Below are 13,925 nucleotides of genomic sequence, written 5' to 3'. Positions count from 1 at the left end.
CTTTAACTTCACAAAAGACCCATCGAAATGATTTACTATAGAGGGTGTTGAGTAATAAATGTGTCGATATTTCAAGGAATTCGGTAGAAATTTTGTATATGTATAGAAATACTACCCGAATTTCGCTATAGTTAACTGTAGCGGTTAACGCTCACAACTTTGGAAGGAGGGGTAACTTGTCAAACGGTCATACAATTTCCACACCTGTCGAATCGAATGTAGTGACGGTGTCTCTTTATAAGGACTTCCTTGCGCTCATTAAAATCGGCATTGTTAATTCGAACATGATCACAACTTTTACGGGACTATTTCTTGCTTTTCAGTTCACTGGTAAAAACTTTCTACATAATATAGATTTGCTTGTCTATGCTCTTCTCGGATCGGGATTGATAATTGCTGGATCTGCGGCACTGAACAACTTGATTGATCGTGATATTGATCCAGTCATGACGAGAACAAAGTCCAGACCAACAGTTACCGGGCGATTCAAGGCACCGGCTGTATTGACACTTGCGCTGACTTTCATCGTAGTAGGCGAAGTGCTATTGTTTTCTGCTTCTATAGCAGCTGGTCTTTGGGGACTTGCAGGTATCTTCAGTTATGTTGTACTCTATTCGATGTGGTCGAAACGTAGGCACGTAGCTAATACAGTAGTTGGAAGTGTTTCGGGAGCAATTCCGCCTTTAATCGGATGGGCTGCGGTTGAACCAGCACTTGGTGCAGGTGCCTTGGCGCTATTCCTGATTATGTTTGTTTGGCAACCGCCGCATTTTTATGCGCTGGCGATGCGTCGGACAGACGAATACCGTGCAGCAAATATTCCAATGCTACCTGTTGTAAAAGGTTTTGCAAGAACGAAGAAATCGATGTTGGTATGGGTACTGTTTTTATTTCCATTGCCGTTTCTACTTACTGAGCTAGGGGTAGGCTTCTTAGTACTTGCGAGCGCATTGAATATAGGGTGGCTGTATTTAGCACTTAAAGGATTTAAAGCGAAAGATGATATAAAATGGGCAACGGGTATGTTCATCTATTCATTGAATTACATGACGATCCTTTTTGTGGCCATGATTATCTTCTCGATATTCATCTAACATATTGGAATTCTTTCTTTGCATAGGAATTCATATAAAGAGGTCAGCAGTCCTCACAAGAAGAAAAACATTTTTTTAGAAAGAGAGGTATCATTAAGCGATGATGAAAGGACTCAAAAAGTGGCGTCTTTTTTCTTTATTAGCAGCTCTTACCGTGTTTCTAGCGGGGTGTGGTCAGGAAGGGCTATCCACACTTCTTCCGGCTGGTCAAGTCGGGAAAGATCAATTCAAATTGCTGATGTTATCATCAGGAATCATGTTACTGGTTATTCTAGTAGTAGTGATTATTTATGTAGTTGCAATTGTTCGTTTCAGACGCTCGAAACTGGGTGAGGACTTTGTTCCTAAAGAAGTTGAAGGAAGCCATACATTAGAACTTGTATGGACGATTATTCCTGTTCTCCTTGTTTTACTTCTAGCGGTCCCTACAGTTTATTACACATATAAACTAAGCGATGTCAGTGCGATGAATGAAGTCAATGAGGATGGCGAGTCAGAAAATCTGGTCGTAGATGTTACGGCTAAGTTATACTGGTGGGAATTTGAATATCCTAATCTCGGAATTGTTACAGCGCAAGAACTTGTTGTACCAACTGGAGAAAAAGTATATTTCAACCTCCTTGCGGCAGATGTTAAGCACTCCTTCTGGATTCCGGCAATCGGAGGAAAACTCGATACAAACGTTGAAAACGTAAACAAATTTTATTTAACGTTTGATAAAGAATCGAAAGATGTGCAAGACGGAGTGTTTTACGGGAAGTGTGCGGAGCTTTGTGGTCCATCACACGCACTTATGGATTTCAAAGTAAAATCATTACCCCGTGCTGAATTCGATAAATGGGTTACAGCAATGCAAGCAACTGGTGAAGAAACAACAGATGTTGCTGCAGCTGGTCAAGGTGAAGAATTATTCCAACAAAGTTGTATTGCATGTCATGCGACATCTGCAGTCGGTGAAGGCGGAGATAAGGCTGGACCAAACCTAGCGTCATTTGGTGACCGTAATCGTGTTGCTGGATTTATGGATCACACGCAAGAGGATTTGGTTGAGTGGATTTCAGACACTCAGAAACAAAAGCCAGGAAACTTGATGCCGTCATTCGGTGAACAACTTTCTAACGAGGAAATAAATTCAATTGCTGAGTACCTCATGGGACTTTCAGTAGAAAAATAACTATTAACGTGAATTTGAAGAGGAGGTAAACAAATTGAGTTCAGTTGCTCAAAAAAGAGGTTTTGGCGCAACGCTATGGGATTGGCTTACAACAGTTGACCATAAGAAGATCGGTATCCTTTATCTCCTAGGTGGAGGATTCTTCTTCATAGTCGGCGGTATAGAAGCAATGATCATTCGTTTGCAACTTTTAACGCCAAACAACGATCTCGTCAGTGCAGGAATATTTAACCAAATTATTACGATGCACGGAACGACGATGATTTTCTTGGCGGCCATGCCTATATTAATTGGATTTATGAACGCCATTATGCCACTCCAAATTGGAGCGCGTGATGTAGCATTCCCATTTCTTAACTCACTAGGTTTTTGGATGTTCTTCTTCGGTGGAGTATTCTTAAACGTATCATGGTTCTTTGGTCAAGTTCCTGATGCAGGTTGGACATCTTACGCATCACTTGCAATGGCATCTGAAGGACATGGTGTTGATTTTTATGCAATAGGACTTCAAATAGCCGGTGGTGGTACATTATTAGGGGGGATTAACTTCCTCGTAACGATTATCAATATGCGTGCACCAGGGATGACGTATATGCGTATGCCATTATTCACATGGACTACGTTCGTTGCGTCAGCTATGATTCTGTTCGCATTCCCACCACTTACAGTAGGACTTTTCCTTCTGACATTTGAAAGAATGTTTGGTGCTAACTTCTTCGATCCTGTGATGGGTGGTAATACCATTATATGGGAGCATATATTCTGGATATTTGGTCACCCTGAAGTATATATTCTGATTTTACCGGCATTCGGTATTTTCTCGGAGATCTTTACAATATTCTCTCGAAAAAGACTATTTGGTTATTCAGCGATGGTATTTGCTACCGTCCTTATTGGATTCCTAGGCTTCATGGTTTGGGCTCACCATATGTTTACAGTTGGTCTTGGGCCAACAGCAAACGCGATCTTCTCTGTAGCGACAATGGCTATTGCCATACCTACTGGAGTTAAGATATTTAACTGGTTGCTAACCATATGGGGCGGAAGTATTAAAGTAACAACACCAATGCTTTGGGCGTTGAGCTTCATCCCAACGTTTGTTATGGGTGGAGTTACGGGTGTTATGCTAGGTACTGCACCACTTGATTACCAATTGCATGACACATACTTTGTTGTTGCTCACTTCCACTATGTAATCGTTGGTGGTACTGTATTCGGTATACTTGCGGGTACTCATCTATATTGGCCGAAGATGTTCGGTACAATGCTAAATGAAGCACTTGGTAAAGTTACATTTTGGTTCTTCTTTATCGGTTTCCATTTAACATTCCTAATTCAACACTGGTTAGGTTTCTGGGGAATGCCGCGTCGTGTATTTACATACATGAATGGTCAAGGTTGGAACTCAGCAAACTTAATTAGTTCTGTAGGTGCACTATTAATGGCTATTGGGATTACGATTATGGTTTATAACATTATCGTAACTTCAATTAAAAACGTACGTGTAGCAAATGACCCTTGGGGTGACGGGCGTACGCTAGAATGGGCGATTGAATCTCCACCGCCATTCTATAACTTTGCGCAGACTCCACTTGTACGTGGTCTTGATACAGTGTACATCGAAAAAATGGAAGGTAATCTGTCGGGAATTACTCCGGCTGAACCTGTTCAAGATATCCATATGCCGAACGGTTCTTTCATTCCATTCATGTTAAGTTTAGGTCTGTTCATTGCAGGATTTGGAGCAATGTTCCGTACTGAGGAATCATGGGGAATGGCAGTTCTAGTAATTGGTCTTATATGGACTTTCGCTTCTATGGCAATGCGTTCATTGAAAGACGATCTTGGCTTCTATGTTAAGAAAGAAGACATCTTAAGAGATATGAAACGTAAAGGGGGACAAAAATAATGGATTTGAATAAAAAATTCACCCCTGAGACGTGGCCTGATCATCCGGAAAAAGCAACGTTAGAGGCAAAGAATAAATTTGTTGGATTCTGGCTGTTCCTTGGCGGAGAGACAATCTTGTTCGCAACGCTTTTTGCGACCTATCTTGCTTTAAAGAACAAAGGACCAAGTGGATTTGAATTTTCGACACAAGGGCTTTTTGAATTACCGCTTGTCTTCGTCATGACGTTGCTTTTATTAACTTCATCTTTGACGAGTGTATACGCGATGTATCATTTGAAAAACTACGATTTCAAGAAAATGCAGCTATGGCTTGTCATTACTGCATTCCTTGGGCTTGGTTTCCTTGCGCTCGAAGTGTATGAGTTTGTACACTATATACATTTAGGCTTTACATTTGATAACAGTGCATTTAGTTCTGCATTCTATACGCTTGTTGGTACGCACGGTTTCCACGTAGCGATCGGACTTGTCTGGCTTACGCTACTCATCTTCCGTAACTCCAAGCGCGGACTGAACTTGTATAACGCGCCTAAGTACTATACATTCTCGTTATACTGGCACTTTATCGATGTTGTTTGGGTATTCATCTTCACTGTAGTCTACTTGATGGGAGTGATAGGTTAATATGTCTGACGTTCAAGTTTATAAAAAGTCACCAGCTGAATTTAACTTAGGTCAAAGACGCGCACGTAAGTCAATGCGCGGTCAGATTATGATGTTCTCGCTTATGATTTTCTTAACGATTATGTCATTTTCAATGGTTATGGCTTATCAAGCTGACGTAGCTGGATTTTCTAAGTATTTGATTATCCCAACGCTTCTGCTTTTTGCAGCTGTGCAAGTTGGCTTACAGTTGTATTACTTCATGCACATGAATGAAAAAGGACATGGTATTCCACAAATGTTCATGTATACGGGAGCCATTTTTGGATTCATTGTTGTGTTAACGTTTGTAGCAATTGTTTGGTGGTAATATCAATAGACAAGAAAGCCTATGGAAGATTTTATTCTCCATAGGCTTTTTCTTTTTTTAAAAGCTTAGAAAGTATAAGTTTTTCAACATGGAACAGTGTCTAGCTCCAACCGCCAGGAGGCCCTCAGAAAGTGGCGCACTTAGGCTGCGTTTCCTCCTAGATCATAAGCCGTTCATTCCTCCTTGGTAGCTTCTTGACTACCTCCTCGTTGGCCAAAGTGAGGAGATAGTCAAGAAGCCGTTTAAGACAACACGGGGAGCTCTTAGACTGCCTTCCTTTTCATATCTGCCTGTCAGGGCTGGACGGCGCCTTGCACTTTTCTTATCAATTGTCATAGTTCGTACATTGAGTTACACCGCTATTAGTTTTATAATAAAGAAAGACTTTAAAAAAGGGAGCGATGGCAATGCCTTTAAGTATATTTGGATTCCGAGCTTTGTGGAGTCCGTGGTTCTTACTAATTATCATACTTGGTATGGCCTTATATTTATTATTGACGACTAAAATGCGTCATCGATTTCAGGATACGTATCCCGTTACAAGAAAACAAATAATCTTATTCATGTCCGGGATGGTTATACTTTATGTTGTCAAAGGTTCACCTGTAGATTTACTTGGACATATCTTATTTTCAATTCACATGGTTCAAATGGCGGTTCTATTGCTTGTGGTTGCTCCATTAATCATGATGGGGATTCCTAACTGGATGTGGAAAAAAGTTTTTGATATTGGGATTCTTGACCGCATAATAACTTTCTTTACTAAACCGATTCTCAGTCTATTGGTATTCTGTGGTATGTTTTCCGTTTACCATATTCCACTTATTTTAGATAATGTGAAATTAAGTGCTCCATTGCACACAATTTTTACTATCACGTTATTTGTTGCGGCGGTGTTTTTCTGGTGGCCAATCATTAATACGCTGAAGGGACAGCCGAAGCTTCATGGCTTGAAAAAAATAGGTTATATTATTTTAAGTGCAATATTGATCACTCCTGCATGTTCCCTTATCATTTTCGTAGATGTACCTGTTTATGAAACATATAAATCTGGCGAATCTTGGTTACGGGCAATGGCGCTTTGTGTGCCCGCAAGTACACTTTCAGGATTAGCGGGCTTAGGCATTTCAGGTCCTGAATTATTTACCAATATGCCTACATTAGTTGATCAGCAACTTGGTGGAATTATTATGAAAGTGTTCCAAGAAATCATTTATGTTGGTGTCCTAGGTAGTATTTTTATTAAATGGCATAGAGAAGAGCAGGACAATGCAGAAGAAATTACTGCCAACGCGTTATTGGAACGTCAAAAAATGACGTTATATAGATAATAGGCTATAAGTTGAAAATCTTAATACTTATATAAACAGCGAAGGCACCTTTTAAGGGGAGCCTTCTGTCGCCAACAGATTCAATGGGATTATTTAATTCAACATATACAGATATAGGGAAACTTTACAAATCGGGGGAATAATGAATGAATCTGCCCTTTCTACCTACAATAAGTACGTTTTTTATTGTTTTATCAGCAGTGCTAGTTGCAATAGGATGGAACTTAATTCGTAAAAGGAAAATTGAAGCGCATAAGAAAACGATGCTGGCAGCCGCGGTATCAGCAATTCTTTTTTTAATCATTTACGTTTCGAGAACTATATTGGTTGGTAATACGTCGTTTGGCGGTCCGGAGAATTTGAAAATCTATTATACGATTTTCCTTATTTTCCACATAATACTTGCGACAACAGGAGCAGTATTTGGTGTGGTGACGATTAATGCAGGATTGAAGAATAATTTGGTCAGACATCGGAAGCTTGGTCCAATCACGAGTGTTATTTGGTTCTTCACAGCAATAACAGGTGTTGCTGTTTATTTACTTCTTTATGTTTTTTATAAGGGTGGGGAAGTAACGTCAATGTTTAAAGCAATTCTTGGTTTTTAACGAACAAAACGCTTTCACGAATATGTGAAAGCGTTTTTGTTTAAATCCTGAAATTGATTTTGAAGATTCCGGCTTCACGGGCTGTTGTAAAGAGGATGACAGCTAATGGTCCAATAAATAATCCGAGGAAGCCGAATAGCTTCAGTCCTAGAAACATAGCGATTAGTGTGGGGAGCGGTGATAAGCCGATTTGAGATCCCATCACTTTAGGTTCGATTGTACTTCGTATGATGAGTAAGATTGCTGCCAAAATCGCAAGTTTCGTTCCTGTTGCGATATCGCCGCTGATGAACTGATAAAGTGACCAGGGCGCAAGGACAATAACTGATCCGAGGATGGGGATTAGATCGATAATCCAAATTGTGAGGGACATGATGAGTGCATATTTAGGTGTAATTAAAAACAGTCCGACAAAAGCAACTCCAAGAATAATAAAACTGACAATAAACTGTGCTTTCATAAAACCGAAAAAAGCAGAATTTAGTTTAGCGATTATGAACCGTGCTTTTTCTGCCGTAGAAGTAGTCAAGTGTCTAAATAACATTTTCTTTAATTCAGGTAATTCGAGCATAAATAAGAAAAGTACGATGATATAAACACTCAAGTTGACAAGGAAATTTGGAACTTCAGTCATTAGAGCCATAATCTTATCGTAACTGAGTAAACCCAGAATTGATTCTTGAATAGATTCGAATATGTTTTTGAATTCTTTCTGTATTGCAGTGACAACATCTTTTGGCATTCCAGATGTAAATTGGAATAATTTGCTTTGCGCATCAATCCAGACGCCGGATAGCGAATTGAAATAGTCAGGTGCTACCTTTGTGAAATGTATGATTTTACCCACTAACTGAGTGACTGCATAATAGAAGAACAAAGCTAAAATAACTAGGATAAAAATGAACACTGAAATGACCGACGTTTTTCGACTCCATTTAAACTTTTTTTCGGTAAGTCTAACGATTGGGTCAATCAGTAAAGCCGTAAGAAGTGCAAAAATGATTGGTATTGATATCGGAATGATAAAGATGAAAGTTATAGTAATAAAAATTATAATGAGTATGATACTAATGTTTCGTGTTGTAAGCCATTTTGCCAATGGTTATTCCCCCAAACTATTCACTCTTTCAATTATAGCCAAAATATGGGCAATTGATTAGTCGGGAAAAGTAAAAGGGTAAATAAACATAAAAAAACCAGAGAACATTGAGTTCTCCGGCGGTTATTACATAGTTATTTTTTAAGATTATAAGGCTGTAGTGCTTCGCTTACTGCTTTTAGTGTTGCAACACAGTCTTTGACAAGGCTTTCAGGGAAATGTTCCCCTTCGCCGTATTCAACGCCATGTGGATAGTAATGCTTGCCGACAACTGGTTTTTTAAGGATCATAGTCGCTTGGCGTGTATCAACATCGCCATCAGTTGTATAACTGAATACGCGCAAATAAAACGTGCCTTCTTTGATCATATATTTCTTATCAAATGTTGCGCGTTCGTAGTCCCATTGACCTGCGCGGACAAGGTCGTGTTTTAACATGATTTCATCAAGTATTGATAAGTCAGTAACAATATTTTCAATGCCTGTATCTTCAATATACATAGTTTATATCCTCCTTATATATCGTTGAGCCAATTCCCTATACCTATTTATAATAGAACAAATCACCAGCAGTTGCAATGACAACATTGTGTCAACAAACGTATGATTTAATAAATAAGATAATACTTAACATTTTTCACAGATAGACGAAGTATAATGAAAGAAGAAATCATTTAGTAGTATTATCCTTATAAGAACTGACTAAACTTTATACTCAAGAAAGTAGGTCGAAAAATGAAAGCACTTTGGAAAATAATAATTCTACTCATCATCGTCCTATTGATATTTTATATTATGGATGATCGAGTGAAAGAAAATAAACCGCTTGAGTCGCCTGTGAAACATGGGACGGCGATCCCAGTGCCTGGAAGTGGGGATGGTTTACCGCTACCGCAAGCTGCACGGCCTGAATCGGGCCTGTCCCTGTTTGTCGGTAAGAGTGTAGACAGTCTATTTGAGCAGTTGGGTAAGCCAGATCGAATTGAACCCTCAGACTATGGTTACGATTGGTGGATATACGATAAAGATCAACAGTTAATGGTAGGCGTTTGGGAAGGGAAAGTAAATCAAGTTTATACTGCGGATTTATCCTCCGATATTGAGCCTTTTGAGATTGGGCAGGATGTGAAAGACATCTATCGATTTACGATTGTTGAGTCAGAAGTGGCTGTACAAATTGGAGAAAGTATCTATACATTTACATTGAACGGGGATGATGTGAATAATAGGCTGCTTATTGAATATGAGAATGTCTATGCGCAGCTTTATATCGACGGTGTGGATGGGGAATTGGAAGCGATACGTTTTATTGATCCAATTACACTAATTTTGCACCAGCCCTATGACATGGCTTATATGGGGGAAATCGTTAGTGCGGATCGTCCATCGTCAACAATGCAGATGGAAGTAGATCGTGCAATGGAGCGTCAAATCTTCAGTTTAACTAATATTTATCGGAAAAACCATGGATTGAATGAACTTTTGAGTGATTACGATCTTGCTGTTGTAGCACGAAAACATAGTGAGGATATGGCGCTTGAAAATTACTTTTCCCATGAATCTCCTGTGACCGGTAATCTTGCGGATAGGTTAAAAGAGGCAGAAATTGAACATCGTAAAGCACGGGAAAATATTGCTTTCAACTATGTGGATGCAATTGAGGCAGTCCATGGTTGGCTTAATTCTCCCGCGCACCGTGATGTCTTGCTTGAAAAGGAAGTCACACATCTAGGGACAGGTGCATATGGAAAATATTATACACAGGTTATGATTCGTGAGCTTGCAGAAGAAAAAAGGCAGCAATGAAGTTCATTGCTGCTCAAGGAATAATCCAAGTTCCTGTCTCCGTACTGGCGACACCTCTTATATAAAGAGGTGTCGCCGTTTTTTTTGCATGTAATGCAGCCCGTTTTTGAATGATTGGCCTTTCACAATCTAGAAGTGGTATGAAATCGTCCAACTTCAGCAGGTCCAGTTTACGGGGGTTCTCCACTTTGCGCGGATCATGAGTCATAACGCCAGGTACATCTTTAAAAAACTCTACATGGGACGCTTGGAGTGCTCCTGCAAGCGCGATTGCAGACAAGTCGCTGCCACCTCTCCCAAGTGTCATGACATGCCCGTTGTTGTCGATCCCTTGAAAGCCTGGAATAATAATACAACGGGTTTGTTTAAGGTTTTCAGCAATGGACGCAGGGTCGATGTGGTCAATCGTAGCATCTCCAAATTCTCCAACAGTCATTATACCAGCCTTAATGCCATGCAGGACAATGTTGGGGACACCTGCTCGTGTTAGTTCGGCTGATATAACTGCGGCAGCAATGAGTTCGCCACAGGACACTGCAAGGTCGCTTGCGGCTGCTGAAGATGAAAAAGCATCCGTAAGCTGAAGAAGGCTGTCCGTCGAATAAGGATCGCCGTAGCGACCAATAGCAGATACGACAACAACGACATCGCCAAACTCATTTAGTCCATCTTTTATATGGTTAATGCAATTCAATCTCATTTCTTCATTTTTCATTGCTACTCCACCGAATTTCTGGATGATCATAAGGCTCCCAACTTTCTTCGTGACGTTCATTGAGTTCTTTTCATACGATAAAGTATGTTCGCTCTCAATATATTCATTTTCACAGAAAAATGTTCGGGAAGGGGAGAGTGGTGCTGTTTTTAACGGAGCTTATAAAAGACTGGCCTTGTACAGTCAATGGCGGGGAACTCAGGACTGTTGTCACGGGAATAACCGAAGATTCTTCACGGGTAAAGAAAGGATGCGTGTTTGTAGCCAGAAAAGGTAATCAAAGCGATGGCGTGAAGTATATTAAAAAAGCAATTGAACAAGGTGCTGCAGCTATTGTTATTGATAGAACAAATTTGACAGAAATACCAGCTGATGTTGTTGTCATTACGGTTTCGGATTGCACAAAGTTCATGTCTCATGCAAGTGCGCAATTAGTTGGTAATCCTGCCAAAAGAATGAAAATGATTGCGGTGACTGGAACAAATGGAAAAACGACAGTTACACATTTCATCGGTCAGTTATTAAGCAAATTTGGAAATCGGGTGGCTGTTATCGGTACGACAGGCATTTTTATCGATGGCGTTAAGATTGATTATGAATGCCCCAAAATGACAACATTACCCGCGGAATACCTCCATCCTTTATTAAAGAAATGTGTTGATGAAAATGTTAGTCATATTGTTCTTGAAGCATCATCACTTGGATTGTCTTCGAATCGTTTAGATCATTGTGATATCGACATTGGAATACTATTGAATATTGGGACTGATCATTACGAAGAACATGGTGGAAAGTTTGCTTATATAAATGCGAAAAAGCGTTTAATTCAAATGGCGAAAACATTCATTGTTAACAATGAGGATAAAGAATGTGTGAAAATGGTTCAAAATGCAACTGTTCCACTGGTTTATTTTGGGACGAATTCGTCAGCAGACGTCCAAGTCCCAGAACTAAAAATGAATCCTGATATACTGGGTCATTATAATCGGATGAATACATTAGCAGCAATTAGTGCACTTCTTGTCCTTGGCTATTACTTAGATGATATTTTGCTGCACTGCGAACTGTTACAGCTTCCAGAAGGTAGATTGCAGCAACTTGAGCGGGATGGTGTAAAAGTTTACGTAGATTATGCTCATACGCCAGATGCGCTTGAAGCGGTACTGCAAACGCTATCCAATTCGTGTTATGGGAGATTGATTACAGTCTTTGGGTGCGGCGGCCAACGAGATAAAGGAAAAAGGGCTGAGATGGGTGAACTCGCTGTCCTGTACTCTTCAATTGTCATTGTTACATCAGATAATCCAAGAAATGAAGATCCTAAAGCAATTATTTCGGATATTATGGAGGGTTTCGGAGGTGAGTGTTCGGCGATTGAAGCCGAACTAGATCGGAAATATGCAATACGAAAAGCGATTTTTTGCGCGGCGCCGGGTGATATCGTCCTAATTGCTGGAAAAGGTCATGAAAAATCGCAGCACACGGCTGATGGTCTGATACCATTTTCTGATCTCGAAGAAGCAGCACGTGCTCTTTCAGAAAAAACGTTTTTGGATATTAAAGAAATAAATATGGAATAGATGCAAGTTTACCATCTCTTCTGTTATGATAAATGGATGATTGGAGGGGATCATTCTATGATGACAGACGAATGGATCACCATCATTGAAGACGCAGAAGACTTAACGGCAATGTTGCTCTCTTCTGAAGCGGTAGCTGAATACCGCAAAGCCCATGATGATGTCTATTCAGACAATGAACTTGTGAAGTCAATTCAAGAGTTCACGGCAATGAAGGAACGTTATGAAGAAGTTCAACGATTCGGAAGATACCATCCGGATCATAATATAGTAATGAAAAGCATCCGCGTACAAAAACGTGAGCTTGATATGAACGAACGGGTTGCGGCTCTTCGATTGGCTGAGAATGACGTTCAATTTATATTTGACGAAATTGGTTCAATCATCGCTAAATCGGTTTCGGATGAAGTAAAAGTTCCGGCTGGCAGTGCATTCTTTTCCGACTCATCTTGCGGAGGAAGTTGCGGCACCGGCGGAGGCTGTTCGTGTTCGGCTTAAACAAGAAAAGCGGAAGGCGCCGTCCAGCCCCGAAAGGCATAAGACGGTTTGCGAGGAGGCGTACTTCAGCCCCACAGCAAAACGACTTATGACCCGAGGGGTTGGCGCCTGGAGTCTAGACATAAAAAAACAGGTTGCATCCATGTCGGAAAGTCGACATGGATGCAACCTGTTTTTTGTTTAATCACCTATGTTTTCTTGGACAATTTTCATCGCGACAGTCGGTCTGTCTGTGATGAAACCTGCTGCTCCAACATGTAAAAGTTTAACGAACGACTCTTTATCATTCACACCTTCAAAATAAACTGGAATATTAATTTGGGTAAGAAACTTCATGAAACTTTCAGTACCGAGAGAAAATACGCCCAGTTTTTCTGGAATTCTGAACAAGTCTGCACGTGGACTATAAAGATGACCGAACATGCTTGTAAAAGAGGCGTATGCTCTTTTTACTTCGTTATCACCCGCACCGGTTGCAACTTTGTTTTGTGCGTACAAGTTAAATCTGTCGGTCTGTTCATCATATGAGCTTGTTACTGCGACACAGTCTTCAGCACCCAGCTCTTCAAGAAGTCTCCAAAGTTTGGAAGGAATCAAGCTACCTTCGTATGTATCAGGAGAATCTTTTAGATTAATAACAATTAGCATATGCGGAAACTTCTGTATTAGTTCACGAAGGGTAATAATTTCTACGTTTTTTCCACGGTAAGAATGATTTCCATCCTCATCTTCAAATTGATAACCTGCATCAGCCATTTTCAATTCGCTAAGGGTATAGTCGGCAATTCTTCCAGAGAAATCTGTTGTTCGATCTGCAAATTCATCGTGAAAAACAATGATTTCCTCGTCTTTTGTTAACCGGATATCGACTGCAAAACCATGTACGCCAAGCTTGGCCGATTTTGAAAATGCGGCCAATGTATTCTCAGGAGCCTCTGCTAGTCCACCTCGGTGGGCAAGAATGACTGGATTATCGAAATCGAGTGCTTTTTTACCTTCACGTGGTACCGGTTTTGCGACAACTTTGGAAGCTGCCCACGCGGCAACGCCTGCCGCACCTACTGTGAGGACCACATTTGTTTTTCTACCCATTTAGTTTAGATGCCTCCTTAAGAATCAGCTCTATTTTTCCCATTA

Annotated in this window: 14 protein-coding genes; 10 read left to right on the top strand and 4 right to left on the bottom strand. The window is 40.3% G+C overall.

Going from position 1 to position 13,925, the window contains the following annotated elements; translation table 11 throughout:
- The first annotated feature begins 176 nt into the window (after positions 1–176).
- From cyoE to ACP8HG_RS10825, 7 genes are all read left to right on the top strand, one after another.
- Positions 177–1,094 (top strand): heme o synthase, encoded by a 918-nt coding sequence (gene cyoE / locus ACP8HG_RS10855; protein ID WP_067211558.1) that lies wholly within the window; start codon positions 177–179, stop codon positions 1,092–1,094.
- A gap of 100 nt (positions 1,095–1,194) precedes the next feature.
- Entirely contained in the window at positions 1,195–2,268 is a 1,074-nt protein-coding gene (gene coxB, locus ACP8HG_RS10850; RefSeq protein ID WP_342538802.1) for a cytochrome c oxidase subunit II, read from the top strand.
- A gap of 34 nt (positions 2,269–2,302) precedes the next feature.
- Entirely contained in the window at positions 2,303–4,177 is a 1,875-nt protein-coding gene (ctaD, locus tag ACP8HG_RS10845) for a cytochrome c oxidase subunit I (protein WP_342538801.1), read from the top strand.
- Entirely contained in the window at positions 4,177–4,803 is a 627-nt protein-coding gene (locus tag ACP8HG_RS10840) for a cytochrome c oxidase subunit 3 (RefSeq protein WP_067211552.1), read from the top strand. Before ctaD ends, ACP8HG_RS10840 begins: the two co-directional genes overlap by 1 nt.
- A 1-nt stretch (position 4,804) precedes the next feature.
- Positions 4,805–5,152, top strand: coding sequence for a cytochrome C oxidase subunit IV family protein (locus tag ACP8HG_RS10835; protein WP_067211550.1), 348 nt, complete (start codon positions 4,805–4,807; stop codon positions 5,150–5,152).
- A gap of 407 nt (positions 5,153–5,559) precedes the next feature.
- Entirely contained in the window at positions 5,560–6,483 is a 924-nt protein-coding gene (ctaG, locus tag ACP8HG_RS10830) for a cytochrome c oxidase assembly factor CtaG (protein WP_067211548.1), read from the top strand.
- Positions 6,484–6,629: 146 nt separating this feature from the next.
- Positions 6,630–7,091: a DUF420 domain-containing protein gene (locus ACP8HG_RS10825; protein ID WP_067211545.1), complete on the top strand. Its 462-nt coding sequence runs from the start codon at positions 6,630–6,632 to the stop codon at positions 7,089–7,091.
- Positions 7,092–7,131: 40 nt separating this feature from the next.
- On the opposite strand, the gene ytvI is transcribed toward ACP8HG_RS10825, so the two are convergent.
- Positions 7,132–8,190, bottom strand: coding sequence for a sporulation integral membrane protein YtvI (gene ytvI, locus ACP8HG_RS10820; protein ID WP_067211542.1), 1,059 nt, complete (start codon positions 8,188–8,190; stop codon positions 7,132–7,134).
- A 134-nt stretch (positions 8,191–8,324) separates the two neighbouring features.
- Positions 8,325–8,690 carry a YugN family protein gene (locus ACP8HG_RS10815; protein WP_067211539.1) on the bottom strand — a complete coding sequence of 122 codons (366 nt, stop codon included), beginning with the start codon at positions 8,688–8,690 and terminating at the stop codon, positions 8,325–8,327.
- Between the two features lie 234 nt (positions 8,691–8,924).
- Here ACP8HG_RS10815 and ACP8HG_RS10810 point away from each other — a divergent pair, with 234 nt between their 5' ends.
- Positions 8,925–9,995 (top strand): CAP domain-containing protein, encoded by a 1,071-nt coding sequence (locus ACP8HG_RS10810; protein ID WP_067211536.1) that lies wholly within the window; start codon positions 8,925–8,927, stop codon positions 9,993–9,995.
- 13 nt (positions 9,996–10,008) lie between these two features.
- Here ACP8HG_RS10810 and ACP8HG_RS10805 read toward each other — a convergent pair whose 3' ends face one another.
- A complete protein-coding gene (locus ACP8HG_RS10805) occupies positions 10,009–10,770 on the bottom strand; it encodes an amino acid kinase family protein (RefSeq protein ID WP_438298613.1) in 762 nt (253 codons plus the stop codon).
- An 80-nt stretch (positions 10,771–10,850) separates the two neighbouring features.
- Here ACP8HG_RS10805 and ACP8HG_RS10800 point away from each other — a divergent pair, with 80 nt between their 5' ends.
- Together ACP8HG_RS10800 and ACP8HG_RS10795 are read left to right on the top strand one after the other, a co-directional pair.
- Positions 10,851–12,290, top strand: coding sequence for a UDP-N-acetylmuramoyl-L-alanyl-D-glutamate--2,6-diaminopimelate ligase (locus ACP8HG_RS10800; RefSeq protein WP_438298612.1), 1,440 nt, complete (start codon positions 10,851–10,853; stop codon positions 12,288–12,290).
- Between the two features lie 57 nt (positions 12,291–12,347).
- The gene (locus ACP8HG_RS10795; RefSeq protein ID WP_067211531.1) at positions 12,348–12,788 is read left to right on the top strand and encodes a YlbF family regulator; all 441 of its coding nucleotides are present in this window, start codon (positions 12,348–12,350) and stop codon (positions 12,786–12,788) included.
- Positions 12,789–12,968: 180 nt separating this feature from the next.
- On the opposite strand, the gene ACP8HG_RS10790 is transcribed toward ACP8HG_RS10795, so the two are convergent.
- Complete coding sequence (locus tag ACP8HG_RS10790) at positions 12,969–13,880, bottom strand: glycerophosphodiester phosphodiesterase family protein (RefSeq protein WP_438298611.1); 912 nt, start codon at positions 13,878–13,880, stop codon at positions 12,969–12,971.
- Positions 13,881–13,925 lie beyond the last annotated feature (45 nt).

It is taken from the genome of Sporosarcina sp. FA15 (assembly GCF_051550195.1).
Lineage (GTDB): Bacteria > Bacillota > Bacilli > Bacillales_A > Planococcaceae > Sporosarcina > Sporosarcina psychrophila.
This window is presented reverse-complemented; position numbering and strand designations above follow the sequence as displayed.